General features: G+C 53.9%; 24 protein-coding genes and 1 pseudogene. 8 read left to right on the forward strand and 17 right to left on the reverse strand.

Annotation, left to right across the window (positions count from 1 at the left end; all coding sequences use genetic code 11):
- The 3 genes from GOV45_RS22740 to GOV45_RS22750 all read right to left on the reverse strand — a co-directional run.
- Positions 1-199, reverse strand: a 199-nt coding sequence (locus tag GOV45_RS22740; protein ID WP_217362476.1) for a hypothetical protein, incomplete at its 3' end; no start/stop codon positions are given.
- On the reverse strand, positions 174-1,607 hold the full coding sequence (locus GOV45_RS22745) for a hypothetical protein (protein ID WP_170482682.1): 1,434 nt from the start codon (positions 1,605-1,607) through the stop codon (positions 174-176). The genes GOV45_RS22745 and GOV45_RS22740, both read right to left, overlap by 26 nt.
- Before the next feature lie 19 nt (positions 1,608-1,626).
- Positions 1,627-2,274, reverse strand: coding sequence for a hypothetical protein (locus GOV45_RS22750; protein ID WP_170482685.1), 648 nt, complete (start codon positions 2,272-2,274; stop codon positions 1,627-1,629).
- 734 nt (positions 2,275-3,008) lie between these two features.
- Here GOV45_RS22750 and GOV45_RS22760 point away from each other — a divergent pair.
- On the forward strand, positions 3,009-3,461 hold the full coding sequence (locus GOV45_RS22760; protein WP_170482689.1) for a GNAT family N-acetyltransferase: 453 nt from the start codon (positions 3,009-3,011) through the stop codon (positions 3,459-3,461).
- A 17-nt stretch (positions 3,462-3,478) separates the two neighbouring features.
- Here the strand turns inward: GOV45_RS22760 and GOV45_RS22765 are convergent, their stop codons facing one another.
- Entirely contained in the window at positions 3,479-3,979 is a 501-nt protein-coding gene (locus GOV45_RS22765) for a nuclear transport factor 2 family protein (RefSeq protein WP_170482691.1), read from the reverse strand.
- Between the two features lie 112 nt (positions 3,980-4,091).
- On the opposite strand from GOV45_RS22765, the gene speB reads away from it, so the two are divergent.
- Entirely contained in the window at positions 4,092-5,069 is a 978-nt protein-coding gene (speB, locus tag GOV45_RS22770) for an agmatinase (protein ID WP_170482695.1), read from the forward strand.
- 8 nt (positions 5,070-5,077) lie between these two features.
- On the opposite strand, the gene GOV45_RS22775 is transcribed toward speB, so the two are convergent.
- From GOV45_RS22775 to GOV45_RS22795, 5 genes are all read right to left on the reverse strand, one after another.
- On the reverse strand, positions 5,078-5,995 hold the full coding sequence (locus GOV45_RS22775; RefSeq protein WP_170482698.1) for an amidohydrolase family protein: 918 nt from the start codon (positions 5,993-5,995) through the stop codon (positions 5,078-5,080).
- On the reverse strand, positions 5,958-6,848 hold the full coding sequence (locus tag GOV45_RS22780) for an amidohydrolase family protein (protein WP_170482701.1): 891 nt from the start codon (positions 6,846-6,848) through the stop codon (positions 5,958-5,960). The genes GOV45_RS22775 and GOV45_RS22780 overlap by 38 nt, the downstream gene beginning before the upstream one ends.
- Positions 6,849-6,903: 55 nt before the next feature.
- Positions 6,904-7,698 (reverse strand): DUF3299 domain-containing protein, encoded by a 795-nt coding sequence (locus tag GOV45_RS22785; protein ID WP_217352127.1) that lies wholly within the window; start codon positions 7,696-7,698, stop codon positions 6,904-6,906.
- Positions 7,695-9,530, reverse strand: coding sequence for an amidohydrolase (locus GOV45_RS22790; protein ID WP_170482704.1), 1,836 nt, complete (start codon positions 9,528-9,530; stop codon positions 7,695-7,697). Before GOV45_RS22790 ends, GOV45_RS22785 begins: the two co-directional genes overlap by 4 nt.
- Before the next feature lie 451 nt (positions 9,531-9,981).
- The gene (locus GOV45_RS22795; protein WP_170482706.1) at positions 9,982-10,251 is read right to left on the reverse strand and encodes an HlyU family transcriptional regulator; all 270 of its coding nucleotides are present in this window, start codon (positions 10,249-10,251) and stop codon (positions 9,982-9,984) included.
- 675 nt (positions 10,252-10,926) lie between these two features.
- Here GOV45_RS22795 and GOV45_RS22800 point away from each other — a divergent pair.
- On the forward strand, positions 10,927-12,096 hold the full coding sequence (locus GOV45_RS22800; RefSeq protein WP_170482709.1) for a 4Fe-4S double cluster binding domain-containing protein: 1,170 nt from the start codon (positions 10,927-10,929) through the stop codon (positions 12,094-12,096).
- Positions 12,097-12,554: 458 nt separating this feature from the next.
- Here the strand turns inward: GOV45_RS22800 and GOV45_RS22805 are convergent, their stop codons facing one another.
- Positions 12,555-12,725, reverse strand: coding sequence for a Flp family type IVb pilin (locus GOV45_RS22805; RefSeq protein ID WP_217362477.1), 171 nt, complete (start codon positions 12,723-12,725; stop codon positions 12,555-12,557).
- A 297-nt stretch (positions 12,726-13,022) separates the two neighbouring features.
- Between GOV45_RS22805 and GOV45_RS22810 the strand changes: the two are divergent.
- Positions 13,023-13,310 (forward strand): annotated as a pseudogene (locus GOV45_RS22810) (IS6 family transposase); the annotation flags it as partial.
- 318 nt (positions 13,311-13,628) lie between these two features.
- Here GOV45_RS22810 and GOV45_RS22815 read toward each other — a convergent pair.
- The 3 genes from GOV45_RS22815 to GOV45_RS22825 form a co-directional block, all read right to left on the reverse strand.
- Positions 13,629-14,789 carry an MBL fold metallo-hydrolase gene (locus tag GOV45_RS22815; RefSeq protein ID WP_170482712.1) on the reverse strand — a complete coding sequence of 387 codons (1,161 nt, stop codon included), beginning with the start codon at positions 14,787-14,789 and terminating at the stop codon, positions 13,629-13,631.
- 98 nt (positions 14,790-14,887) lie between these two features.
- On the reverse strand, positions 14,888-15,481 hold the full coding sequence (locus tag GOV45_RS22820; protein WP_170482715.1) for a hypothetical protein: 594 nt from the start codon (positions 15,479-15,481) through the stop codon (positions 14,888-14,890).
- Positions 15,482-15,556: 75 nt separating this feature from the next.
- Positions 15,557-15,835 carry a hypothetical protein gene (locus tag GOV45_RS22825; protein WP_170482717.1) on the reverse strand — a complete coding sequence of 93 codons (279 nt, stop codon included), beginning with the start codon at positions 15,833-15,835 and terminating at the stop codon, positions 15,557-15,559.
- A gap of 218 nt (positions 15,836-16,053) precedes the next feature.
- Here GOV45_RS22825 and GOV45_RS22830 point away from each other — a divergent pair, with 218 nt between their 5' ends.
- From GOV45_RS22830 to GOV45_RS22840, 3 genes are all read left to right on the forward strand, one after another.
- Positions 16,054-17,850, forward strand: a complete 1,797-nt coding sequence (locus GOV45_RS22830; RefSeq protein ID WP_170482719.1) for a tetratricopeptide repeat protein — start codon at positions 16,054-16,056, stop codon at positions 17,848-17,850.
- 540 nt (positions 17,851-18,390) lie between these two features.
- The gene (locus GOV45_RS22835) at positions 18,391-18,687 is read left to right on the forward strand and encodes an antibiotic biosynthesis monooxygenase family protein (protein WP_170482722.1); all 297 of its coding nucleotides are present in this window, start codon (positions 18,391-18,393) and stop codon (positions 18,685-18,687) included.
- Between the two features lie 21 nt (positions 18,688-18,708).
- The gene (locus tag GOV45_RS22840; RefSeq protein ID WP_170482725.1) at positions 18,709-20,136 is read left to right on the forward strand and encodes an adenylate/guanylate cyclase domain-containing protein; all 1,428 of its coding nucleotides are present in this window, start codon (positions 18,709-18,711) and stop codon (positions 20,134-20,136) included.
- A gap of 64 nt (positions 20,137-20,200) precedes the next feature.
- On the opposite strand, the gene GOV45_RS22845 is transcribed toward GOV45_RS22840, so the two are convergent.
- The 4 genes from GOV45_RS22845 to GOV45_RS22860 form a co-directional block, all read right to left on the reverse strand.
- Positions 20,201-21,031 carry a class I SAM-dependent methyltransferase gene (locus GOV45_RS22845; RefSeq protein WP_170482728.1) on the reverse strand — a complete coding sequence of 277 codons (831 nt, stop codon included), beginning with the start codon at positions 21,029-21,031 and terminating at the stop codon, positions 20,201-20,203.
- A gap of 295 nt (positions 21,032-21,326) precedes the next feature.
- Positions 21,327-22,145 carry a methyltransferase domain-containing protein gene (locus GOV45_RS22850; RefSeq protein WP_170482730.1) on the reverse strand — a complete coding sequence of 273 codons (819 nt, stop codon included), beginning with the start codon at positions 22,143-22,145 and terminating at the stop codon, positions 21,327-21,329.
- Between the two features lie 47 nt (positions 22,146-22,192).
- A complete protein-coding gene (locus tag GOV45_RS22855) occupies positions 22,193-23,041 on the reverse strand; it encodes an MBL fold metallo-hydrolase (RefSeq protein ID WP_170482733.1) in 849 nt (282 codons plus the stop codon).
- Between the two features lie 125 nt (positions 23,042-23,166).
- Complete coding sequence (locus GOV45_RS22860; protein ID WP_170482736.1) at positions 23,167-24,147, reverse strand: succinylglutamate desuccinylase/aspartoacylase domain-containing protein; 981 nt, start codon at positions 24,145-24,147, stop codon at positions 23,167-23,169.
- Positions 24,148-24,401: 254 nt separating this feature from the next.
- Here GOV45_RS22860 and GOV45_RS22865 point away from each other — a divergent pair, with 254 nt between their 5' ends.
- Positions 24,402-26,192 carry an adenylate/guanylate cyclase domain-containing protein gene (locus tag GOV45_RS22865; RefSeq protein WP_170482739.1) on the forward strand — a complete coding sequence of 597 codons (1,791 nt, stop codon included), beginning with the start codon at positions 24,402-24,404 and terminating at the stop codon, positions 26,190-26,192.
- Positions 26,193-26,658: the final 466 nt, after the last annotated feature.

A 26,658-nucleotide genomic window follows, 5' to 3' on the forward strand; every position in this document is an offset into this window, starting at 1 on the left:
AAATCACCAGATCGGGATCAATCTCGATTATCCGCTTAATCGCCTTGCCGACGCGCGCATCGTATTTTACCGAGCCATAGCTTCCGTTCAGATCCGAGATCACCACGATCCGAACGGCCTCCGCTGCCGCCTGAACACTGGCCAGCGCCCAAAGCAAAAGGCCAATCGCGAGGTTACGCCGGATCACAATTGATCTCATCAGGCACGACGTCGCCAGTAAGGAAGAACTCTTTTGGGTTCAGATCGAACCGTAACCGCCCCGCTCTGCAGCCTTCCTGAAGGATGCCGGTTGCGAGTTCTGTGTTGTTGACGACCTGAGTGACCTCTCTGTCCTTTAACCCAAGGCTTGCCGAAAGCCACTGGTAGATTGGCCCCTGCGATTGCAGATCACGATCGAGCGCCACGAGGCGTTCGTAGACCTTGCCGTCGAAGTGCCTGAGCTTTTCTAGCATCTGCGTCGTCTTAGCGAAGTTCGCGTAGGCCACCCGCGCCCCCGCATCGTTGTCGTTGAGGTTGGTGCGCCTGAGAAGCATCGCGCCCGCCGGCACGTCGCCATCACCCGGTTCATGATGCTTTGCCTTCTTGTGCTCTAGATCGCCCTTTTCGATCCAGTAATAGTAGGGCGTGAAGTCGATGTTACCCACCCGGTCCTGCTGGCTGAAGATGAAGTCGAGAAGCACAATCTCGGAAATCTCGCGCGTCCAGTAGGCCATCTGCTCACGGGGTATGTCGGGCCCGAGATCGCGGCTGATCTGGCCGTCACGGCGGGCTTTGGCGAGCCCGGTATCGATCGCCTCGATCAGCGGCGCGTCTTCGCGCAGCGCCAGGAACGCCGGCGTCTCCTGGAAGTCCAAGTTCTGGCCCTTGCCCCAGCCAGACTTCCGCGTTCCGTTGAGCTCGGATCCGTACCGATGGCCCGGGCTTGACGTCAGGATGCCGTATATCTGTGTGCGGTCCTTGGTGAAGATGTCGCTTGTGGGGCTGTAGGAGGCCGGGTTCGCCTCGGCGTTGACGAGGTGCTTCCATCCCGCATGATTCATCCGCGCAGAGCGATTATGGCCCGAAATCGCGAGGCCGGGCCTCGCCACCTCGGAATTGTGCATCGCCACGTCCATCGACCGCCAGACGGTCACAGGAACCTTCACATCCATATCGAAGTAGCGCGAGAAATGATAGTAAAGGAGCGGTGAAGCGGAGTAGGTTCCGCTGGTGCCTTCCGCATTCATCGTCACCTTGAACTTGGCGAGGTCGTCTTCGGCGAGATCCTGGGCCGACTTGCCCTCCTTGCACGCGTTGCGTTCGAAGGCAGCGCGGTCGCTCGCATACGGTCCACTCGAGATGTCATAAACCATCATGCCGGGGCTCGTGCTCCACGTCTTTGGGCACAGCCCGACGGCAGTAGCGTAGAGGTCGATCGCGCAGAACGCCGCTTCGTCCTTCAGATCGCCATCGGAGTATTCGCCGCCCGGGATCGGCGCGATCCTGACGCAGCGCTCCACCACACCGTTGGGGCTCGTAAAAGTGGCTGCCTCGCCGCGGATCGCATCAGTCGCGAAGGAGGGAGCGGCGGCGAGTATCGCGACGAGCGAAATCGTAGCTCGGATCATTTTGGGTGTAGTCCTTCCATTAATCTGGGCAGATCGCGGCGCGTTCGGCGTCTGTGATCCGAAGTGCCGGATCGACACTGAAGCGCTCGAACTTGCCGTCAATCCACGCGTCGCAGCCACCCGAACAAGGCGCTCCATTCCGCGCATCATTCCAATAGCCCTTGGCTCGATCCTCCGACCAACTGCAGAACTGAACCAGTGCCATCGCCGAGAGCGCACCCGAAGAGTGTACGCCCCACATGCAATGGATATAGACGGGCCCGTTATTGCCTTTGATGACGTCATGAACAGCCTTCATCACATTCCCCGGACGCGAAGAGCGCGCAGACTGATAGTCGAAGCTGCCCGACCCGCAGGAGGTCTTTCCGTACTCAGTGTTCTTGCCGAAATCAGCATAGAAGCCGCGGGAAAAGCCTTCGGAACAAAGCGACTGGCGTTGAGAAGACGACAATCCAGTGCGCGCCTTGTCACCTCCGGAGAAACCACCACGATACAGAACACCGTCCAGTACTGGGCGAAAAAACGCTGCACCATCAGGCGCACCAGAGTTCGTGCGCGCTAGCATTTCGGACTGCGAAGGCCCACCGTCGCGTGAGGTGACGTCGGCCGCACTGGCTGCCGGAATTGGAATGATGCAGGCCAATGCCAATGCGAAGATCCTATTCAAGACAATCTCCTTCCATTAAATAAGACATTCAGGGGTATGTGCGGTCGAACAACGATAGCTTCCCCTCAAAGCTTAAATCTAGTTTTCTTGATCATCGTGATTATCCTTCGTGATCGGGCCGATTCGGGCAGCTCCTGTTTCATCCAACGGCGAGTTAGAATCGCATTTTAACCAAATATCCGCTGCTTTGTTTCCCAAATACTCGTCTGTTACGGAAGTCTATCCTCTGGCAATAAATATGGTCTTGTCAGAAGAACTTCGCTTGAGCGGGGCAGGGCGGTTGCGTAGCTTTTGCCCATGACCAAACCTTCCTCTTTCAAGTACTTCAAAACCAGTCCCGAGATTATCCGCCTGTCCGCCTTGGCAACTGACCGGCTATTCGAATGAGAGCCCTAGAACGGCCGTAAGGTCCGCAGAGCAGACATTCGCCGCGATTGAGTCAATGACTGCTTCGAGCCCAAAGGAGCCACAATGAAAAAGAGACACAGTCGAAAAACATCAAACACATCCACGCTGAGGGGAGACGCACAAAGTGTCGAAATTAGGTGTTGAACGAATGCGATCGAATGGCGCGGAACAGTAAATCGCGTAGCAACCTACGTTATTGTTAATGTCTTATAGATGTGCACGAAAACATGTTTCTATCGTCGAGCGCCCAGCAGACCTGCACGTTGACACCATAGACGCCCGTGTTGTTCGCTGAGTGAGACACGTCACAGACAAGGACACGCGCAATGACCCATGACCTGATCGTTCGCCCCCTGAGAGAAACAGATGCGTCGGAGTGGCGCCGGTTGTGGACTGCCTATCTAGATTTCTATGACACCAGCGTCAGCGAAGAGGTCTATGACACGTCCTTTGCACGCCTGTTGTCCGGGAACACAGGGGAATACCGTGGCTTGATCGCAGAGATGTCTGGCCGTCCCGTGGGTCTTGCTCATTTTCTGTATCATCGTTCAATGTGGTCTGTTGAGGATACCTGTTACCTGATGGATCTCTTCTGCGACGTGGACGTCAGAGGCCGGGGCGTGGCTCGCGCACTGATAGAGGGAGTTCATGCTAGAGCTAAAGCGGACGGCGTGCCCACCACTTATTGGATGACTCAGGAATTCAATTACAAAGGCCGCATGCTCTACGATAAGGTCGCCACAAAAACACCCTTCCTCGTCTATCACAAAGACGACTGATGGCACCCGAAGGGCCGTCAGTTCATAGCTGGAAAAGACTGATGCAAGTGGAGTATCTTCCACACATCGTGGTCTTTTTTCATAATAATCGTGAGTGCCATAGGCCCGCTTCCCATAGAGGCGCCGGACGCATCTTCCATGTTATAACTGCCGGCGGCGACATAGAGTGCAAGGTCTTCTGCGAGGACGGTTATGCGCTCATCCGTCATGTTGATATCGTTTTTTGACGCCGCACCAAAGGTCTCGCGATAAAGCGCAAGCGTGTCCTCACGCCGCCAAACGACCTGACCGTCCAGCACATAAAATCCTGCTTCATTGGGCACGGAGACGCCAAAAGACTGGTCGACGTCAAGTTTGCCCGCCTGCACCCACAACGCATCAATAGCCTGTTGCACCTCAGTTTGCTGCTGGCTCTGAGCTATGGCAGGCGCGCCGAGAAGCGAACCACCCAAAACAAGAAGAAGCGCGGGCGCGCTTCGGGCACAGCGCCGCACCTTGTCTTTAGTGTTTTCACGCATCGGGATCTCCATTTTTCATCACATAAGCAAAAGGGTCACCGCCCGATGGTATCCAGCCAGAAACAGGAATAAAAAGACACGCGAATATTGTCGCAGGAAACCGAACAAAATCATGGCTACAAAACCCAAATCTCACGGCATCGACGCCGCTTTTACCCGCAGCGTTCTCAAAGGTTCGCAGATTGAACCCAGTTATTCCGGTGCTCTGAGTTTCATGCGCCGCAAATACACTAAGGATCTTGTGGGTGCTGATATCGCGATTACCGGAGTTCCTTTCGATCTGTCTGTGAGCAACCGTCCCGGCACCCGCTTTGGCCCAGAAGCCATTCGCAAGGCAAGCGCCCAACATGCCTGGGGTCCCGTCTGGCCCTGGCGGTTTGATCCCTTCGATACGCTCGCAGCTATTGACTATGGTGACTGTGTTTTTGACTGGGGTGCGCCGCAGGATGCCCCGTTGGCGATCGAGCGTCACATATCCGAGGTAATCTCAACAGGAACCGCCAGCCTGGTTCTGGGCGGCGATCATTTCATCACCTATCCGGTGCTTAAGGCCTATGCTGCGAAGTTCGGCCCGATCGGTCTTGTCCAGTTTGATGCCCATCGGGATGTCGAGCCTGACGAGGGCGGGCGGATGGATCACGGCACCATGTTCAATCTTGCAGTGCGCGAGGGTAACATTGATCCGCAACGGACTGTTCAGGTGGGCATCCGAACCTGTTTCGACGGCGAAGAGACCTACGGCATGACGATCATGTATGCAGACGCAGTTCATGCGGCTCCTGCCGAAGAGATCGCAGCAACCATCTTGTCCACCGTCGGGGATGGTCCGACCTATCTAACCTTCGACATAGATTGTCTCGATCCATCCACGGCACCGGGGACGGGCACACCGGTCCCGGGTGGACTTACCAGCTACGAGGCGCTCGCCATAATCCGGGCCCTTAAGGGGCTCGATCCTGTTGGCATGGACGTGGTTGAAGTCTCTCCGCCATTTGATCACGCGGAGATGACCTCCAACGCGGCGGCAATGATCGCCGCCGAGCTGCTTTGCCTCAAAGCCTGGGCCAGAGGTGCACGGGCCGCATCCTGATCTTTAGCTTACATCCCCTCGCGATGGGTAAACTCGCCGTTGAGCAACGTTCCAATCACATTCGCTTCTTCGATCATGTTTTCCGGCGCAATCTCGCGCAGGTTCTTTTCCCAGATTGCGATGTCCGCGTACTTCCCGATCTCAAGCGTACCGATCACATCTTCCATGCGCATCTGCCACGCCGGGGCCACCGTGTACGCATGCAGAACCTGGTCAATTGTCATCTTCGGACGCCAATCCGGGAACGGCTCGGCATCAGGGATGGAAGGCTCCACCAGAGTCATCGCCTGTTGGAACAAATAGGCTGGGTAGGCGCGTTCGATGGGCGCTCCCGGCGCGTCGCCTGACAAGGACAGATTGTCGTACATTTGGGCGAGTTCGGTGTATTGCCCATGAGCTTCGCGCGCAAAAGCTTCCTGCATGACCTTGAAGAGTTCGACGCCGCCACGTCCGCTATCCAATTCGTTGTAAAACAGCGGGCTGGCGTTCGACGCCACATTGTAGAGCACCATCTTGTCCCGTGTCGCATTGTCCATCGACGTGAGGTGATCTAGCCTGTTGCGCGCGTCCGGATAGTACTCCAGCGCCTCGACAATGATATCCACCATGCGTTTGATGAGACGCGATCCATCCGCATGTGTCACAGTGTCTAGACCGGCAGCATTCGCCCGATTGACCAGTTCAAACAATCGTTCGGGATTGACGCCGTAGGCACCCCACGTCAGCGGGTCGCCTTCATTCTCTGGTATGTACGGCACGAGTTGTGTTGCACCGCGCGACAACCAAGCGTTTTCGGGGTGGATCTTGATCCGGTCCGTGCGCAACATGTCTGTGTCATAAAGCGTCTGCATCTCAAGCGCGAAATCGACGACATCCTGCGCATCTGCATCAGGCAGTTTGAACCACGGCATGATGTTGAATCGCATTTTCAACTGGCCGTTCTCTTCGCGCTTCTTCATCACAGCCATAATACTGCGCATATCGTCTTACGTGTTCGGCGCTGATCGAAAAGCCCGGCGTGACCAGTCCGGGAACCATGGCTGTGGTGACACCCTTGCCGGCGAGGAAATCCTGCAGGAAGTCTGCAGACTGTGGGACCACGACATCCGGATCCCAAGCGCCCATATCGACGTAAGCCTCGAAGAAGATGGTCTCGATCCCAAGGCCCGTCGGATTTCCGTCTCCATCCCTCTCCCAGTAGATCACACCGGGCTGAATGTCAGGCGTGTCCGCTGTGATACCTGCCGCTTCAAGCGCGAGGGTGTTGAGCACTGCGTCGTGAGAGGCATTGCCAAAAACCATTGTCGGGCGGCCCAAATCCCATTTGTCCAGATCCGCCGCGCGCGGTTGCTGATTGCCCAGATTGGCAGGCATCCAGCCAAAGCCGATCAGCGGACCCGCCTCATCCGGATTGGCGTCAACATGCTCTTTCATCAAGCGACCGACATCATCGACAGAGCGCGCTCCACTGACGTCGACACCCGTCGTGATCCACTTGCTGGAGACAACATGATTGTGGGATTCAATCATGCCGGGCGTCACGTAGCGCCCTTCTAGATCGATCACATCCGTCTCGTCACCTACGAATGCCTGCGCGTCATTGCTGGCGCCTACGAACAAGATGCGTCCATCCTTGATGGCAAGGGCTTCCGCGTTCGGCTGCGCGGCGTTCATCGTCTCGACGATCCCGTTCAAAAGGACGCGGTCCGCTGTTTGAGCGATAGCAGCAGACGAGATCAGCGTCGCACAAACCAGAGGCGATAGTTTCATGAGTTTCATTTGGGCTTCCTCTTTATCAAATTGCGCAGGAATTGATCGTGGCGAGCGATCTCCTTCACCAAGTTTTGTAGACCTCTACAGCTTTTGCGGTCAAACGGTACTGCGCCTCGACGTTCGAGGCGCCATCATAGAAAACGACATCGCTTCTGGTGTCTTCGGCAACCAACTCGCCTTCAATCCAGAACGCGTCAAAGATCGAGCTGAAGGCGAGGCCTTGCGGGTAGTTCACATGGACAATCTGGTTTGCGGGTGGGGTCGGCGTGTGAACGCAGGCTCCTGCGACAGGCACGAACAGGAATTCCGTCACTTTTGTCTCATCAAAGGCTAGCGGAACGACATAGCCGGGCAGTCGAACAGACTGTCCCAGAACCTCCGGATTGGGACCGCGTCCGGCTTTGCCGTTCTGAGCAATGATCTTCCGCCGCTCCTTCATCAGGCCATCAACATCGACCTGATGCATCGAAAGCAGCGTCAGGGCAGCGTCATGTCGTTCGATAAATGCCGTATCTTCTCGCTCGCGTGGTGTGGATGTGCGCCATTCAACATGTGTGCGCATGGCGTCGCGCAGAAAGGGTCGCAGGTCGGCGAAAGGCGTTTCGCTCGGGACATGCGCCGGTCGCAAGTCCTGCCAGCCGATCACACGGGCGCCCGTCGACATGTTTTGCGGCGCGGCGCTCACAGGCGTGCGCGATAAATCCAGCGGGTTTGCAAGCGGGTCTATCGGCACGCCACCGTGTTGCTGACCTGCAATCGCACTCGGCCACGCTTGTTCGACACTTTGCGCTGCTGCCGGAAGAGATATCAGGCCGAACAAAGTGGCAATTGTAAAAACAGAAAGTGGCTTGTTCATCCCTCGGGCACCTTCACGCTTGTGACCGCCACGCCACGGCGCAGTTTCTCGTCGTCGCCTTCTTCCCACACCGGCTCGGTCAGCAGCTTGTCCGGTTCGCCGTCGCGATCTATATCGTAGACGAGTTCGCCGCCCAAATAGGTTTGCAGCACTTCAGTCTTGTGAAAATCGAAGATGTTCTCTTTGGCCTGCTTGCGGATGTCGCGGTCGAGTACGATGATGTCTGCGAGCTTGCCCTCTTCAAGGCTGCCCAAAATGTCGCCTCGATCCTGAAGGCGCGCACTGCCCAGCGTTGAGCCATGGATAACCTCGTCAAAGGTTAATGGCACACCGGGCATGACAAGACCACCGGGTGTCCCCATGGCCTGCCGTGTCATGCCGATCTCCATACCTTCCCACGGCGAGAACACCGGGGACGTCGGCGCGTCGGGCCCAAATCCATATTCCATAAACTCGGTCACGAGCTTGAACTGGTACATCCGCTCCAGCACCTCTTTTGGAAGGTTCTGACTGGTCACATTGCGAAAGTACTCCTCGGTGGGATCAGCCCAGTGAAGTTGAAGCTGCCCCGAAACCCCGAGCCGGGCCATGCGCCGCGCGTTGTCGATAGACAAATGGTCGACATGCGTGAAAATCTGCGGGATGTCGTCACGCACGGGTTCGCCAGTTTCATGGGCATACTCCAGCGCGTCGAGCGAGCGCCGGATCCCAGCGTTCCCTTCAACGTGCAGCATCAGGGAAAAATCACGCTCTGTAAGCGCATCGAAAATCTCTGCAAGGTTGTCTGGGCGGAAATTCATATCCGGCCGTGTGCCGTCCAGATACGGACCCTCCATGTAGGCAAAGCGCCCCGGCGTGCCATCGATCGCGAACTTCACAGTGTTCGCATGCAGAATGCTGGGATCAACGCCCGCATCCTCGACTGCGGCCCGTCGCATCTCTAACTGTTCGATCATTGCGGTATCACCTTCAGGCGTGCCGGTGCCCCAGAACACCATGGCCAACTCGTGCCTGAGCGTTAATTCACCTTTTTGCGCCAGACGGACGTAAACGTCGTCTGCACCTTCCTTGGAACCGGCGGCTGCCTCAGTTGCACCGGTGACTCCAACGGCGTTGAGAACACGGGCGGCTCCAACGATCGCTTCTTCCTGTTTCTCAAAAGAGTAGAGTTTGTGCTGTTCAACAAACCCTGTCGAAAGATGCGCTTTCTCCTGCAAAAGTCCGGAGGGTTCATCGCCAGCTTCGTTAAGTGGCATGTACCCGCCTTTCGGTGGCTCCCAATCGGCAGTGATCCCAAGGTACTCGAGGGCTTTTGTCGAATACCACCCGTTATGTTGGGTGTTGTCGGAGATCAATGCGGGGCGCCCACCAACGATTTCGTCCAATTCTTCCTTGGTTGGGTTCTGGAAATGCGCGTCTGACCAACCGCCGCCAATCACCCATTCATCCGGCCCCAAGGTTGCCGCGTATTCCCGGATGACTTCGACAACCTCTTCACGCGACGCATCGTTGTAACCAAAAAGGTTGAGCATGACGAAATGTGTCTGTCCAAAGATGCGTGTGTGCAAATGCGTGTCGATGATACCAGCCATGACGGTATTTGTGCCCGCGTCGACGATCTCGGTGCCATCGCCGGCAAGCTCGCGGCAACTGTCATCGACGCGCACACAAACGATCTTGTCGCCCGCAACCGCAACCGATCTTGCCAGTGGCATCTCCGTGTTGGACGTGATGATGTTTTCACTCAGAAAAACGATGTCGGCTTGCTGAGCAAGTAACGGCGACCCGGTCACGCCGATGGCTAACGCCAATGCACTGTATGCAGCTTTCATTCTCAAGGGTTCCCTTCGTATAGGCTGATTTGAGAATGGCAAAAGATTTGATTTTGCGTCAATTCAACTTTTCAGCCAAATGGACGCAGGATCCGGGTCAATACCTCTGGCAGCCTGATGCAGCGCATCACAACTGCATGATTGTTCCCGTCGGGCGAGCAACACTGGTTTGGTTGGACGCGAACTGCCTTCACTTAGCGGCAGAAGTGCGAAAGTCACAAACCGAAAGTCCCGGTTTCTTCCTATCGCGCTCGCAACCCGCGACAAGCGCCTTTCCGGTTTCTAGAGTTATGACCGTTTTGTCCGCATTGCAGTCGTTCATGCCTGGTGCAGCGAATGTCTCCTTTGAGCGGCAGCCCAAAGTGGTCGTTCAAATTATAATGGCCGAGTTTCAATATGCTTGTGCGCTCGCGAGTACCTCTGGTTCTTCTTGGATTAGAAGGTGGATTTCTTAACTGAAAATACGTTCGCCTTGCTCGTCAATCACTTGCTTCGCCTTGGCGATGCTGAAGCTTTCGGCCTGATCTCGGCTTTCAAAGACATCCGCCCGGATCACCGCATAGGTCTTACGATCTCCGTCGATTGTTTTTTCGATACGGGCCGACAGTCGGTACTTGCCACTCTCTGCCATCAGATCGGGGAAAATGTCGAACCCTTTGTACGCGACCGGCTCCGGCTCTGACTTTTTTCCGCCACCAAAGAGTTTTGAGAAGAGGGACATGGGGCGGCTCCTTTCAGCGTGGCTCGGATTGGAGATTAGCGCTGCTCAGGGCCGAGGAGAAGCGCGTTGTGATCCTTAGTTTAATCCGCTCGAGATTTGAACATCCATGTTTGTCCGGTTTCTGTCGGAATTTATCGTGTGGAACTGTTTCGCTAGGGTTAACAGTGAAAACATAGAGAGGGTCATTGTCCGCCAAAACGATCCACGAAACGCGGTAAATTCGACAAAACCCGAATTTCGTTTTCCGCCATTTTGAACAAGCGCTAATTTAACCCGGAAACGTCGTAATGAGTTTTGTGTTTTGACCGAGTGTCGGGCGTTCGAGTTTGGCAAACGACACTCTTCAAAAAGCCCCACGCCTCCTGTCTCACCCAAGCACAGGCGTGGGGTTTTTATTTTCAAAGTTGACCTGTGTGAGCACAAAGGTAGAACATTTGCTATGCGCAAATGGCCACGCAGGATCCCATACGACCTAAAATGCAAGCTGGAACAGCAGCAGGAATATCGCTCCAAGCCTAGTTTGCAGGATCAGTGGGCGACGGTGCTTGAATGGTTAGAGACGCACGGTGTGGACGCGATCCCGGAAAGCGCCGGTCGAAGGGTTAGGAAAACGCGGTACGCAAGCTCAGCTATACCTAGTTGCCCGAACAGACTTCGAAGCGTTAGCCTGTTTGCATGACCTATCCACGTAATCAATTTGAACCACAAGACGGTGACACTGAAGCGGGTATTGAGATTACGCAGGATTTTGAACAGTTTTCTCAGCGCAACGACGTTTTCACCCGCGCATTTTGGGACGAAACAGTAAGAACGAAGGCGACCGATGGCTTCTTTGCGTCTTACCGAATGGCAGCGTCACCGCGGCGGGGGGACGGTTTCACACAACGTGACTTCGCGCTGCGGAACGCGGCCTGGCTCATCTCGGATGTGATGACGGACCGCTATGCGGATCAAGGGCGGCGAGAAGGCTTTCAAGCTTCTATTAGCTATGACACCCCAGTCGCACCAAAGCAGGTCGAAGTCGACGATCCGGCGAAAATGTCCACAGAGATCAAGCGTGTTGCGAATTTCTTCGGAGCCGACTTGTGCGGCGTTGCGGACATGGATAGCCGGTGGTTGTATGCTAGCCGCATAGACACCCGTGATTTCTCGGAAGTGCCAAATGATCTTCCTGAAGGCATGACTTCTGTTATCGTGCTGGGACATGAAATGGACGCCAGGCTGGTGGCTACCTACCCCTCCGCTTTGGCCGGCGCGGCCACCGGACGAGAGTATTCGCACGAGGCCTCAATCGTGATGCAACTCGCCGCCTATATTCGAAACCTGGGCTACGATGCGGTTGCATCGATGAACGACACAGGTCTCGTAATCCCCTATGCGATCAAGGCGGGTTTGGGGGAATACGCAAGAAATCAGATGGTTATCACGCCTGAATTCGGGCCAAGACTGCGTTTCTCCAAGATCTTCACAAACTTGCCTTTGGCACATGATGTCCCCAAACCGAAGGGGGTTCGGGCCTTTTGCGACATATGCACCAAATGTGCGGATGCGTGTCCCGTAAAGGCACTACCGTATGGTCCGCCCGAGCTTGGGGGCAACAATGTCTCTGCCATAAAGGGCGTGCGCAAATGGACCTCAGATGCAGAGAAGTGTTTCGGCTTCTGGGCGAAGACATCGACTGACTGTGCGATCTGTTTGCGCGTTTGTCCTTTCAATCGGGACTTTCGAAAATGGAAACATCGAGCATGGTTAAAGCTGGCTCTATCGCCTTTGCGAAAGCTTGCTTTGTGGCTCGACCGCAAAAGAGGCGGACGTGTGAAACCAAGCGCATGGTGGAACGAGTAGAGTAAAGTGGAACCAAGCGAGATCACGGTCTCTCGACCCAACAAGCCCGTGCTAAAGGGTAATCGCCATTTTTGAAGTGGAGTTGCGTTTTGTTGGCCGAAAACAACAAGCCCGCGCTGCCAATTCAAAAGGGGACGAGGCAACGCGGGCTTTCTGCAGTAGCAATCAAACAAATAGGCCGGGTCGACCAAAAAAATAGTCCGCACTGTCGAGGGGCTGAACGGGTAGCTGTTCAGCCCCTCTCGTGGGGGTCATCGGAAGTGGAACTTCCTAGTTTTACCCGTGAAAACAGAAGCGTCCACGATCCGTAAACAATCTCTTTACATTGCTTCTTAAATGGAAACAAAGTTTATTTAGAACCGCTCTTTCGCCACACGTAATGTGTGCAGTTCCCGTGACCGCATTTCGTCACGTCAAAACCCTCACCATCCCTTACGACTTGAAATGCAAGCAGGTGATTACAATAGGCCTTCTGCCACGGTGAACTGGCCGTTAACATCGCCGCCCAAAGCTGTAAGGGTCGCAACAGCAATTGCCGTGATAATGGTCAGGGCAACACCGTACTCGACGATAGTCGCACCGCGCTCGTCACGTGCCAGTGTTTTCATCATTACAAAAAGCTTCAACATTTTACTCTCCTAGTTAACTTACTAAATACGCACTGATGCCGTACAAACTGACGGCGCTAACACCCCTCTTAAAGAGGGAGCCTTCATCAAACCTACGCCCCTTGGAACAGGGCGCGCATCATCCAAACTGTGGAAAAGCACACGTATAAGGTGAAAGAACTGGCACTTTCACTGTGGTGTGCCTCGGGACACCAAAGAAAGCCGAGCTGCCAATTTTACAGGGGACAAGGCAACACGGGCGGTCTTGTCAGAAGAACTTCGCTTGAGCGGGTCAGGCCGGTTGCGTGGGTTTTGCCCATGACCAAACCTGCCTCTTTCAAGTATTTCAAGACCAGCCCTGAGATCATCCGCCTGGCGGTAATGCTGTATGTCAGATTTCCGCTTTCACTTCGAAATGTCGAAGACCTACTTCATGAGCGTGGGATCGATGTCAGCCACGAAACCGTCCGATATTGGTGGAACAGGTTCGGCCCGATGTTTGCCTCCGAGATCCGGAGAAAGCGTGTTCAGCAACTTCGAGCCTTTTCCAAATGGAAGTGGCACGTGGACGAGGTCTTTGTGAAGGTGAATGGCAAACGTCACTATGACGACGGCCACCTCGATGATTGGGCTAAAGCTCTTGCGAATGTCTCCTGAGTCAGCATAGCGGACGCTCATGCCGTTTGCGGCGAATGACCGCTTCGAGCCCACTTTGATCGATGCTGCAAAATGCTTGAATGGCCGCAATGCGCATAAAACGGAATTTGCGAAATTTGGTGTATCGGCCTAAGATTACAGAGGTCTGGATCGGCGTAGGCTTGGAACACTGACGGATGCAAAGATCACGTCTGTGATAAAAGGTTTCATTTTGGTACTTTTGACGGAAAAGCCCGACAGGGCTTTCCCTTTGTGCTGGCCGTCCGTTCAGTAAATGTCGCCGTCTTCGGCCATGAGGATGTTCGTGACGCCAGCATCCTGCATTTCCTTCAGTACACTCAGACGGTCGAAATGCTCGGGGTCGTTATAGTTTTGGACGTGCGTCATGACGATCTGTTTGACGCCACTGTCGTCCTGAACCTTTTTCATGTCTTCTGGAAACATGTGGTAGGCACCAATAATCTTCACTTTTTCGTCTTCCGTGTCGCCACCCCAGACCACAAACATGATGTTCTTTCTCGTTATGCTTTCAATGACCAGAACGTCAGCGTCTTTTGCCGCGTTGACAAGGCCTTCAGAGTAGTGCCCGTCGCCGCCAAACGCGATAACGCGCCCGTCCGGCTTGGCGGTAAACCGATAAGCATAGGTATGATGAAGAAAACCGTGCTCTGTTGGGAATGCTTCGACCGTTACGTTGTCGTCCTCGTAAATTAGCCGCCCTTTGGGATCGGTCGATGGCCAGACCGGCACGCCGATTGCGGTTGCTCCGTCGGCCTTTTGGGTTGTCGAGCCCTGGAACATTTCGTTCCTGTCGAGCCGCCAAGCGGCGTTGATATTGGCAATCATCTCGTCAACGCCCTCGGGTCCATATATCTTCTTGTCGGGGCCGGGGCCAAACTTGAACGGGCCCGATATGAAGGATGGCAATCCCACCGTGTGATCTTCGTGCAGATGGGTCAGAAACATATACTTGATGTTCTGTAGATCAAAAACGGTTGCCAGATCCATTGCGCCCTGAGAAAGGACGGCCTTCCCAAGTGACCTGAACCAGCCTTCGCCGGCATCAACAAAATATGGAAATCCGTTTATGATCACCGCGTGAGCTGGACCAAAACGGTAGGGATTGGGTGGCGGGTCGCCCGTTCCAAGGGTTATCACTTTGGTTGAGGAATCCGCTGGCGACCGGTCAATCGGACCACGTGGGTAATTAGTCGGCCAGTAGGCCGGACTCGTATAGGGAGTTTTGAAATCTTCGGGTTTTACGAAGGGAACGTTCAGATAATTTTGTTCCGTTTCGGTGGCGCCCGCAGCAAGATTTTCCTCATAGGACTGAGACCAGGCAGCGGTACACAACGCGGCGCTGGCAGCGAATGCGACAGCGGTTCCCCGGACCAGTTTTCGCGGGTAGTTGCCAAGAATTGAAAACATAACTTCCTCCCTATTTTTTGATGTTTTGCTTATGACCAGAGGATTCGGATCCACTGATGTAAGCCTCCTCTCAGAATTCTTGATTTGTCCTTCGCGTTTCAGTTGCAGACGAGGCCGGGCCCGCAGTTGCAAAGATCGTTCGGATTATCGGGATTGTCGGCGGCGCAATGACGAACTTCGCGGCGCTCGTGCCGGCGATGCACGCCTGCCACCGATCCCGGCGACATTGGTCGACCGAAGTGGTCGATGAACAACGTGCCCGGGCCTGTTGCTTGTGGTATGTCACCCTTGATGACCTTGACGCCGGGATAGGTCATCGTTCCCTGATCGTTCAGTGGCCGTTGCGACAACTCCACGACCACATCAACAGGCGGTTCACCATCCGCAACGATGGTCAGTAAGGCGTTGGGCGGGTCCACAGCAAAGCTGTCGTCGCCTTCGGACACCATGTCCAGAAAGCCCTGTATGCTTTGCACGCCCGCATACCGCACCGGCCTGTCACAGAAGAATGTGACGATCGGGTTGACATCTGTCATCGTTATCGTGTCAGCGGTCATCGACACTGAACGGGCATTGTGCACGAACAATGCCTTGCAATCCTGGCCATCATCGTCTTGCGCCTGTGCGATGGACATGAAGCCGAGAACCATGGGAAATACGAAGAATAGCGTCTGGCAGGTTCGTTTAATCATTCCCGTCTCCTTGCTTGTTGGAATTCAGGTCACGGCGTCGGACAAGCTGCCTGTTCGGGCGACCATCGTGCCGCTTCAGTGGTGATCTTGTGCCTTGGGTCTGACCTTGGCCAAGCTTACGTATTCCATCAGTTCGAGCCTCAGATCTTCGCAGATCTGATTGTATTCGGTCGCGCGGGCTCGCCCGTTTTCTCCTTCAGCTTGAAAGCTGTGAAAGGCGGTCACTGCCTCGCCGAAGTCACGGCAAATCGCCTGAAACTTTGGATCGCTCCGCGACAAAAAAACGATTGTGAATTCATCGCTGGGCGATTTTTTCACCAATTCGAAACATCCGGCAGCAAGAAAGTTTTCCACTTGCTCCCCTCCCGTCAAAGGCCATTGGCCGTCAGTGAGAATCTGTTTCCACGGTCTGTCTGCCCAGACACTCCCTGGAGACACCAAATTAACATCCGAGGTCTGTGGACTGGGGTAACGAACATGTTCTGAACGTGTTCTGAACCTTAAAAATTCTTTTGTATGAATGTAATACTGGACGTGATCCGAATAACCCGGGTATCGTTAGGTTAGTTTGGATGGAACGAACACAGCCGACAGATACTGCGATGGAAAGTCAGTTATCCGAGCGGAAGTCAGCGCCGCCTCCGGAACAGGCGGCCATAGACGAACAGCTCGACCGTATGTTTGAGAGTTCTCAGTTTGGTGCAAATGATCGCCGACGCGCGTTCCTCAAATACATCATTGATGAAACACTGGCCGGACATGCTGACCGGCTGAAGGGCTATTCGATTGGCGTTTCCGTTCTGGGCCGATCCGAGGATTTCGACGCGACCTCAGATCCGGTTGTACGCCTTGAAGCGCGGCGCTTGCGGCGCGAGCTGGAACACTATTACCTGACAGATGGAAGCAACGATCCCTTGGTGATTACCATTCCCAAAGGGTCCTATGTGCCGTCGTTCGAATTTCGGGATGTAACTTCGGCGCCTTCCGAAAAGCCAGATCGGACAGGCCAGCGCGGCAGAAGCGGCTGGCGGGCTCCGAACTGGGTCGTATTGCTTTTGTTGACGCTGTTGATGGCCGTGACAGCTTTCATGCTGTTCCAAAGTTTCGAAACTGAAAGCCTGTCTACCGATCAGACGACCACGGACAATGACCTTTGGGGGGATTTACCTGTCGTTGCCGTGATGCCGTTCAATCCATTGGGAAACAGCGCTGTTACATCCGTAGCGGCCCGTGGTATCGCCGAGGATATTACAACAGATCTGGCGCGGGTGCAGGGCTTGCGCGTGATCTCGTACGCATCGACAGCCGAACTGTCCGACGGAGCCATCGATCTGATCGACGAGGGGCGCAAGCTGGGTGCGACCCATGTTCTAAGGGGCAGCCTGCAGACCATGACGGATGGCTATCGGCTAAACATCGGCCTCGTTGACGTAGACAGCCGGGGCGAAATTTGGGCCAAACGGTTCGACTATAAAACGACAGAACGGTTCGAAACTCAGACCGAGATTTCGCGCGAGATCAGTTCGACCTTTTCTATCGAATTGTTCCCCGAACTGACTTCGAGAATGGAGGATGCGCGGTGGACCCGCCGGGATGCCCGTATCCTGTACCAGCAAGCGTTGGACATCATTCACCCGCCAAGCGACCCATCGCGTTTTGACGCCGCACACACCTTGTTGCAGCGTGTAGTGCGGTTGGAACCGGACGCCCCGCACGGTTATGCCGGTCTGGCCTTTGCGGAAGCGCACAGAACTTGGTTTGGACTTGCTGCAAACACGGATGAAACGCGGGGTCTGATCAAACAATATGCTGAAAGCGCGTTGGAAAAGGATCAGGCAAATGTTCGCGCACTTTTGACCTTGGGTATTCTCGAAATCTTGATGGGCAAGCCGCAACCCGCAATTGATTTCGGTGAACGCGCAGTCGAGCAAGAGCCGAGCTCAAGTTTGGCTCATGGTTATTTGGGCATGTTCCTTCTGTACGCAGGCATGCCAGAGCAGGCAATAACACCGTTGCAGCGAGCGTTAAGCCTTGATCCCCTCAGTATTCGACGACCCTATAGGAACATTCTGGGCGTTTCTCAATTCCACGCTGGAAACTATCCAGAGAGTCTGGCCACACTGAAGGAAAACCTGGATCTCGAAGGGCCGTTCGGTCCCCATATGATGGTCTACCAAGCCGCTGGAAATGCTGCGATCGGGAAAATCGACCAAGAAACGGAAATTCTCGAAAGCCTCGCGGCCATGATCGCCGAAGGCGAAACCTTCCCGCTCCGACGGTGGCTCGAAAAGGTAATACATGATCCAATAATGATGCAACCTTTGCTGGACGAGTACGAAAAGGCCAAATCGCTGGCCGACACTCGATAACGACTTGCGGTTACCGGCTCTGATCGATTCAAGAGCGCTCGCATTTGTTCAGGTTTGCTTGCATATCTTATACGTTGCAGCCAGCTCGTGTAGAGAATGGATTAAAAAATGTGCTAACGAAGCAACTCAAATTGCTCGCGGTATCTCAAGCGTGGTTTACACCCTTCCTATATGTTGAAGAACCTGACTTTAAGCAGGTGATATTGTGCTCCAAAAAGTGACAAGCAAATCTTCCGAAAAGTGGTTCCAGGATGGAACATCATTCAATGTACTCAATGTAAATGAGATTTCAGTTGCAATCTGCAGAGACTATTGGAACTCGGCTTGATAAAGTAGGCGTCATCGTAAGGTCCGCTTCGGGCAGCCACCGGACCTCACGACGATGAACGCGAATGGCCGTTTTGTCCGTATAGCGGTCATTCGAGCCGGCTGCAGCAAATGACCGCTTCGAGCCCAAAGCAGACAGTCCCAACCAAGTGTGCTAGTATGAACTTCCGAGGCATACATACATACAAGAGTCCGACTTTTGGATGATTATGTATGATTATGCGTATATTTCAGGTGACAACGCGTCCCGGAAAAGAACAGGAGTTTGGCCGCTTGTTCCATGAAACTGCTATCCCCTTGATGAACAGTACTCCCGGGATCGTGCGCGTTCTTCCCGGTGCCCCGAGAACGGAGTCCCCCCGAGAATTCAGTTTTGTCATGGTGAGGGAGAGCTTGGAGGCGCTTAGGGCCTTCGTGGGAGAAGACTACCAAAGCCCGCACATTGATCCAGCAGAAGCGGAGCTCGTCGAGTCGCGATCCGTCAAGCATTACGACTTGGTTGATGGTTAATCACCCAAAAGGATGGTCGACATGTCAAAGGGTCAGAGAACTTCACAACCGGACCTCTTGCCTGATGCGCCTAATGAACCAGCTGGGACTTTAGAGGCGTTGGAAACCCAGCTGAAGGAAGCGCTGGATCGACAAGTGGCGACGGCCAAAATCCTGGACGTGGTAAACAGCTCGATTAGAGATCCCCAACCGGTTTTCAACTCTATTGTTGAAGCGGGTCAAGCACTGTTTCCAAAATCGACAATCAGCATCGGATTGAGGGAGGGTAACAAACTGATTTTGGGCGCAATCTCCGGCCCAGAACCAGCCGGTGTTGAGGCTTGGCGACGCCGCTTTCCAGCTCCTCTTCATCCAGAGACTATCCACGGCCACGTCATTCTAAATGGCAAGGCGATTGACTTGCCAGACGTCGCGGCGGCACAAGATCAGTTTCGTATTGGTGCTGGCAACTTCCTTGCCTCTGGAGCTCGGGCCGTAACGATGGTTCCAATTTCTCAAGGCGGGCAGACCGTTGGAGCTCTTGCAGTGTTGCGGCATTCGATCGGTAAGCTGCAAACAGAGCAATTCGATATTCTCAAGACGTTTGCAGCACAGGCAAATATCGCTCTGGATAACTTGCATTTGCTGAACCAAATGCGTGAAGCGAATGAGACCCTGGAGAACGTATCCAAACAGCTTGCCAAGTACATGCCGCCTCAACTTTATCGGTCAATCATAGCTGGTAACCAGCAAGCGGCGATCGAGAGTCGCCGCCGCAAACTCACGGTCTTCTTCTCCGACATCGTCGATTTTTCCGAGATTACAGATCAGCTTGAAGCAGAGGAACTGACTTCGTTGCTGAACGAGTATCTGTCGGAAATGTCCAAGATCGCTCAGCGACACGGCGCATATTTCGACAAGTTCATTGGGGACGCGATGATGCTGTATTTTGGCGAACCCGAAAGCCTGGGCGCAAAGGAAGATGCAGCTGCTTGCGTTCGGATGGCGATCGATATGCAACGCGCCTTGAACGATCTGCAAACTGGATGGCGGCGCAAAGGCTTGATTGATCGACCATTTCAGGCCCGCATAGGCATCAATACGGGCTACTGCACAATAGGCAATTTCGGTTCCAATGATCGGATGGATTACACTGCGATTGGGCGAGAAGTGAATCTTGCTGCAAGGCTTGAGGCTGAGTGCGATCCAGGCGGCATATTACTGGCAGCGGAAACCTATTCTTTGGTGACAGATTGGCTCTCGGTTGAAGAGCGTGAGCCGGTTCAGGTGAAAGGATTTCAGAATCCGATCCGCACTTACGCGGCAACAGCGATCTACGAAGCCGCTGCGCGACAGAGCCGCATCATTCACGAGGAGGACGAGGGCTACACCCTTACTGTGGACCAGGATCGCATAAGCGCGGAAGCCATCCGTCGGCTAAAGTCCGTTATTTCTGATTTAGGCGACTAAACATTAAGCGTTTGTCGCTCAGAAGTATTTGACTAGACCGTACAACCACCAAATGGACCGTCGTCTAAACTGGCAGGCGTGCGTGAATTTCAATTGGGGCAATCAAACCACGTTCGATGTTCCGAACCATGTTTTGAACCTTAAGCGCAGTGTCTTCGCCCATGATAAGATGAAGACCCAAAGGTGGAGGGCCATCTGAACGGCTTTGCGCAGCTGCCAGATCGGCGAAGAACTGTTTGGCAAATTCCGTGCGGTCGATCCGGTCACTCACCTTGAAACCAACGGACTTCAAAGCAGCCTCATACGTCTCCGGTGGCGCAAGTGCGCTTTGACCTGAGGAAGAAGCCCAAGGCGCCGGATAGTCCATTTGTCCCTCTCCGACTTGCATCACATCGTAAATTGCAAAGATGCCTCCTAGCTTGAGAACCCGTTTCGCCTCGCGCGCTATGCCTACTTTGTCCGCGATGTTCATGCCAACGTGGATCATATAAGCGGCGTCCATGGAACCAGCTTCTAGCGGCAAATCGAGCACGCTGCCTTCGATAAGTTGAACCCGATCCGATAACCCGGTCCATTCAGTGAGTGTCCTTCCGGTTTCCACAAACTCAGCGGTCAAATCAACGCCGGTTACGTGCGCTCCGGTAGCTGCCGCGACATAGCGTGCCGGACCGCCGAGACCGCATCCAAAATCGATAACCCGGCTTTCGGGCGTAAGGCCAAGAGCCTTCACAAACGGTTCGGTTGCGAGGCGCCCACCAATGTGAAACTCGTCAACCGGAGCCAAAGCGTCCTGGGAAATCGGTGGGGTCAAGTTTAGTGCTGCGCATCCATCGGAAATCCGCTTGAGCAAGTGACCGGAATGGTAATGGTGCTCGACTTCATTGGGATTAGTCATTTCGAAGCCTCCCTAATCATTTCCGCAACACTATACAAAGCGACCCGACATGTCAGCTTCGTCCGCAACTTTACCGTTCAGCAAAATTTCCCGAATGTCCGGTGCTGGCAAAAGCAGACCTTCGGGTGAAATTCCTCGGAATGCGTACCACCAATGACCGCTTTGCGCGACATTGCAGCCCTCTGAGTAAAAAGGTCGGATGACCGCCTTGAGCCCAAAGCGGTCCTTCCGAATTGCAACCTAACCCGCGGTACATTTTGTGCATGTTCGAAGAGCAGAGTAGTCTTGGAGTCGGTCACGACTTCCGAAGCACATATCCATAGTAGTTGCAGGCACCAAAGAACGTACCTTCATCGGCAGCCGTATTCAGATCCTTGGCTATCGCTGCTGCCTCTTCTTCAGAAGATACGCCTGAACTCACAAGCATAGGGCCGATTGTGGTGACAAGCCCTGCAAAGAATTTCGGCGTACCGGCTTCGGCGATCAAGTAGGGAAAAAACCTCTCAACGGAAAAACCTACCGCTTTTGCGAGCCGTGGAAGCCGTCGCATAACGCGTGGCTGTGTGACCGTTGCCTCGATCATGGCGTTGTCAATTTCTGCGGCACGATCCGGGTCTGCTGTCTCTAGAGTGGAAGAGGCATAGTCGCCATCAAATACTACTATCGCTCCTCCTGTCCGCGTTACACGCGTTGCTTCACGTAGCGCGTCTGCCGGATCGTCGAGGTGGCTAACAAGAGTGTGCATCACAGTCACGTCAAACTGGCCCTCCTTGAAGCCCAAGCCGCGTACATCGCCGGCGGAGAAAGTTGTCTTGTCTCTAAGGCCCTCGGCGGCTGCAAGATCATGCGCTTTGGCAATCAGTTGAGGGCTGAGATCGATGCCTGTGACTATGCCTTCAAAACCTTGGAGAGCCGCAATCCTGCGAGCGACCACGCCTGTTCCGCAACCAAGATCAAGAACTTGTTTCGCTTCAGAAGCGTGCACCGCGTCCAGATAGTCGTCTATCATTTGCAGGAACTGAGCATCTCTTCCGCGTTCTTCGAGGCGAGATGCCATCATCTCAAGCATGTTGGCATCGACCTGATCAGCAATCCTGTAAGGATCGTCAGCCATATGTTAATTCCCTGTTTCTTCGTAGAGCGTACCAGTCTTCAAATGATCTAATCCTCCAACCACGTAAATGCGCCGCTCTTAGCGGCTACCTTTCCATGGGATGGCAGTGGGAAATGGCTACCAAGAATTAGGTTTTGCCTTTCGCATGCCACTTCCAAAAACTTCCTTCGGCTTTTGGCGGCCAGGTCGGGTTCGTTATCGTATGCAAAGTTCCATTCAGGCTTTAGGCATTGAATAGGACTGTGCATTACATCACCTGTTACCACCGCTACTTTGCCCGCATTGGTGACTTCGACCGCCACGTGCCCAGGAGTGTGACCCGGTGTTGGAATTAGGGAAAGATAATCTCCCAACTTGTGATCCGGCCCCACAAGTTCCGCTTGGTTTGCAGCTATCACAGGCAGCACGCTCTCCTGATATGTCACACCGGGTTCGGAGCTGAAGTGTTCGTGGTCTACAGCCGGAAAAATGTACCTGGCGTTTGGAAAAGTCGGTACCCACCGTCCATCCTCCAGTCGCGTGTTCCAGCCCACGTGGTCAATATGAAGATGCGTGCACATTACATAGTCGATATCTTCGGGCGCGACCCCTGCAGCCCTTAGTCCGGCTAAGAACCTCCCATCTGATCTCTTGTGCCACAACTCCTCAAATTCACACGTCTTGTCATTACCAATACACGCATCAATCAAAATTACATGTTGCGGGGTTTTAACCAGGAAACCCTGAATCGGCAGCAGCATCTTTCCCGTAGTTTGACAAAGTTGGCGTGGAACCTCACGGCGCATCAGTTCTAGTCCTTCAGGGCCCATGTCGGGGAAGAAATCTTGCGGAGCCATGAACGGATCAACGCTCTCCAGAATTCTCCAAATTTCAACATCGCCTAGTCTTAATAGCATCTATTTTGCCCCCACTTCAGTGAGCTTAGCACACCTCTTGAAAACGGAAAAACTCGGTGTGGGAAAGCGGTCATCGCGAACGACTGCTTTGACCGTAAGCGGTATTTCGTAGTTATTGCGGATACCTATGGAAGCGGGTGCCGAAGCACTTTGATAACATCATCGCCTTTTCGAACAAAACGCACTTCCCGTCGCGTAATAACCTGACCGTCAAATGGTGAAATTATCTCTTGATGCGCTGCACCGGGTTTTGACACGACTACGGCCAAACGCTGACCTGACTTCACCCAATCACAAATATCAACATCATAAAGAACGGCACCAGATGACGGCGTTGCAAGAAGTTCGGCTGCGTCAACGTCGCCTATGATTGGGTCCACCGCAGAATTTGCAGGGAGCGTATCGTCGACAGTCCCGATGCTCACCAGATAATGATAAAGGCCGTCGGCATCATGTTCGGCAAATTCCGGAGTTACATCGATCATGCCGCGCAGTTCGATAGTCGCAGCAAATCGCTCACTTCTGTTGTCAGCGGCCCAACGCTCTCCCACAGCCAGGTCGAATGAAATCGGATCGTCGCTGGCGTCGGTAAGAATAACCTGGGCCCCAATCCACCGGGCAAGACGGCGTCCTTCCTCTAACTGCCGTTCGGAAACGTACAAATAGATCGGGCCTTCATCGTCGCAATGTAGGTCAAGCACGACCTCCGCTTGTTCAGCTAACGCGAGAAGCGTCGCCTTCAAACGCTCAGATGCAGGCTTGTTCTCCAAACCGCTCGCGGATTTGGGCGGGAACGATCTGTTAAAGTTCACACGGGTACTCGCATCAAATCGGCCCAGCGGTTGACCAAACACCACTTGGGTCAATCCAATCGGATTTGCGTGCGGGACCAATGTAATGTCGCCAACAACGCGCCCATGGACTTCAGCCGCTTCTAAACGGGGGATAAGACGGTCTATTGCAACAGTGCCGGGCATTTCGAGCGAATGCAGACCACCCTGAATATAGATCGCGGGGCCACTTGCGGAGCCATGAAAGCGAAAAACGTCCAAGCCAAATGTTTGGCCAGGCGTATCCGCATCCAGTGTTAGTTTTTCAATCTCCATTAATTGAGACAATAAACACACCGCTGTGAGTCCCATAGAGGTTTATCATAGCCGCGACGCGGGCTAACCAAAATGGCAGTTTTGTCTGCATAGCAGTCGTTCACACTGAGTAAAGCGAATGACCGCACGGAGCCCTGAGCAGCCACTAAAAGTGCGTTCGCGCAATGCCAGCGGCGATCAACTTCAGTTCTTGACTTAGTCTTTGAGGGGTTCTTTCCTTATGAGACACGCAACCGACCCTTGGGAAAATAGCAATGAGCCGACGATTGGCAACGATACTTGCTGCAGATGCGGTTGGCTTTTCAGCTCGAATGGAACAGGACGAGGAGACGACACTCAAGCTTCTCAAAGGTCTTCGTCAAATAATTGATGCCGAGATCGGAAATCATGGCGGGCGCATTTTCGGTAGCGCAGGTGACAGTGTCATTGCCGAATTTTCTAGTCCAGTAGAGGCAGTCAGGAGTGCGTTGCGCATCCAAGCGGCGTTGGTCAATAGTGAAATGCCCTTCCGAATTGGCGTGCATATGGGCGATATCATGGTAGATGGCGAGAACCTGATGGGGGATGGCGTGAACATCGCGGCCCGGCTTGAACAAATCGCGCCGGCACGAGGAATCTGCATCTCTCAGACAGTGGCTGATCTTGTGCTAGACAAAATCGATACTCAGTTTTCCTTTTCAGGCGATCATGAGTTGAAGAACATTTCCAAAACCGTCGGCATTTGGGTCTGGCCCGAACAGGAAGCAAAGGCTGTCGGCCATCATCGACACAAGATACCAGACACCAAGCTAGTTCTCACTGTAGCCGCGGTACTAGTTGCCGTTGTCGCTTACCTGTTTCTTGCATGGCCACACCATGGTCAGGGGTCAGGCGAGCCAAAACTCGCCGTCATGGCCTTTGAAGACCAAAGCCCCGGTCCCGATCGCGGATACCTAAGTGATGCCATCAGCGAGGGCATCTTGAACAACCTTTCACGTTACGCGACATTCAAAACTATCGCGCGGAACTCAAGCTTCAGCTTCAAGGGCAAAGACGCCAGCGTTGAAGACATTCAAGAAGAACTTGGCGCAGACCTCATTCTCAGTGGCAGTCAGCAAAAGATCGGTGAGAACCTTACAATTTCAGTGCAGCTAGTCGATGCACATACAGGCGATCACTTATGGTCTGAGCGCTATGATGGGGAAGTGGGGCAACTCTTTGACTTTCAGGGGGAAATCATCCGTTCGGTTGCCTCAACTGTAGGCGGCAGGTTATCGCACTATACGCCGCCAAAGGGTAGCCGTAGCACGGTAACGGCAATGCACTTGGCCGCAGAAGGCTTCAGTCATTTCCGACAACCCGGAAGAGAGGCGAATACGAGGGCCGTGAAGTTCTATGAGCAGGCCATAGAGGCCGACCCGGAAGCTTCTATTGGATACATGTCGATGGGGTTCGTGCATTGGAGTGAATCTCACTACGCCAGCACCAGCGACGAGCGCGAAGCGGAGCTCCGCAAAGCCGAAGACTACGCAGCCAAAGCAGTCGCGCTGGATGAGAATAACTACCTCAACCAATACCTTCTTGCTCGATTGCAGCAATCTCGTGGCAATCTGAAAGCGGCCCTGAAGATTTATGAAAAAGTAATGCAGCTAAATCCAAGCTATTCGAATGTGTATAGGGCGAGCGGCTCAACCAAAATACTTCTGGGTGACATTGACGGCGCGATTGCTGATATCGAACACGCAATAGAGATCGATCCGTTGCATGATTGGTCATATAAAGCGGAGTTGGCGCGGGCGCTTTGGGCGGATGAACGATGCGATGAAGCTTTGCAAACCATCCAACAAGTACCCGAAATACCTTCTCGGAACCTGCCATATCTCATTGTTATACAAGTTTGTGTGGGCGATCTGGAAGGCGCGCGTGAAACCTATGTGAAATTTCAGGAAGACATTCCGAACCGCACCTTGCAGTTCGAAAAAGACAAATACGATGGCGTTTGGACTGCGCCGGGCGTTTTCGACCGTTGGCTGAATGACCTACGGACGGCGGGTATGCCTGACTAACGGTTGCGTTGTCGCCTCCAATTCAAGGTGCCGCCTTCTCAGTCAGGCAAAAAGCTGCGTTCCGCTATTCCTCATGAACCGTCATTCAATCAGACAAAACTTTCAGCAATTTGGCTAACGGCCGTTTAGTCCGCAAAGCAGTCATTGATGCACTACGCAGCGAAAGACTGCTTTGAGCCCGAAGTTGACCTTGGATAGCGCCGAGTGAACAAAGCTTGACGCACAGCCACTTACTTCTTTGCCTTACGGTAAGGTCGGCTTCGTCCGCAACTCTGCCATTTAGCAGATTTCAGCGAACGTCCGCTGCCGTTCAACGCAAACCTTCAGGCGAAATTCCTCGGAATGACCACCAACAATGACCGCTATCCGTTCCTATGCGGTCATCTGACTGAAAGACTCAGATGACCGGGTTGAGCCCACTGCAGCCACTAAGTTACGCCAGCTTTCGAGGCAAAAATTGCACTCG

Source organism: Ruegeria arenilitoris (assembly GCF_013035425.1).
Taxonomy (GTDB): domain Bacteria; phylum Pseudomonadota; class Alphaproteobacteria; order Rhodobacterales; family Rhodobacteraceae; genus Ruegeria; species Ruegeria arenilitoris_A.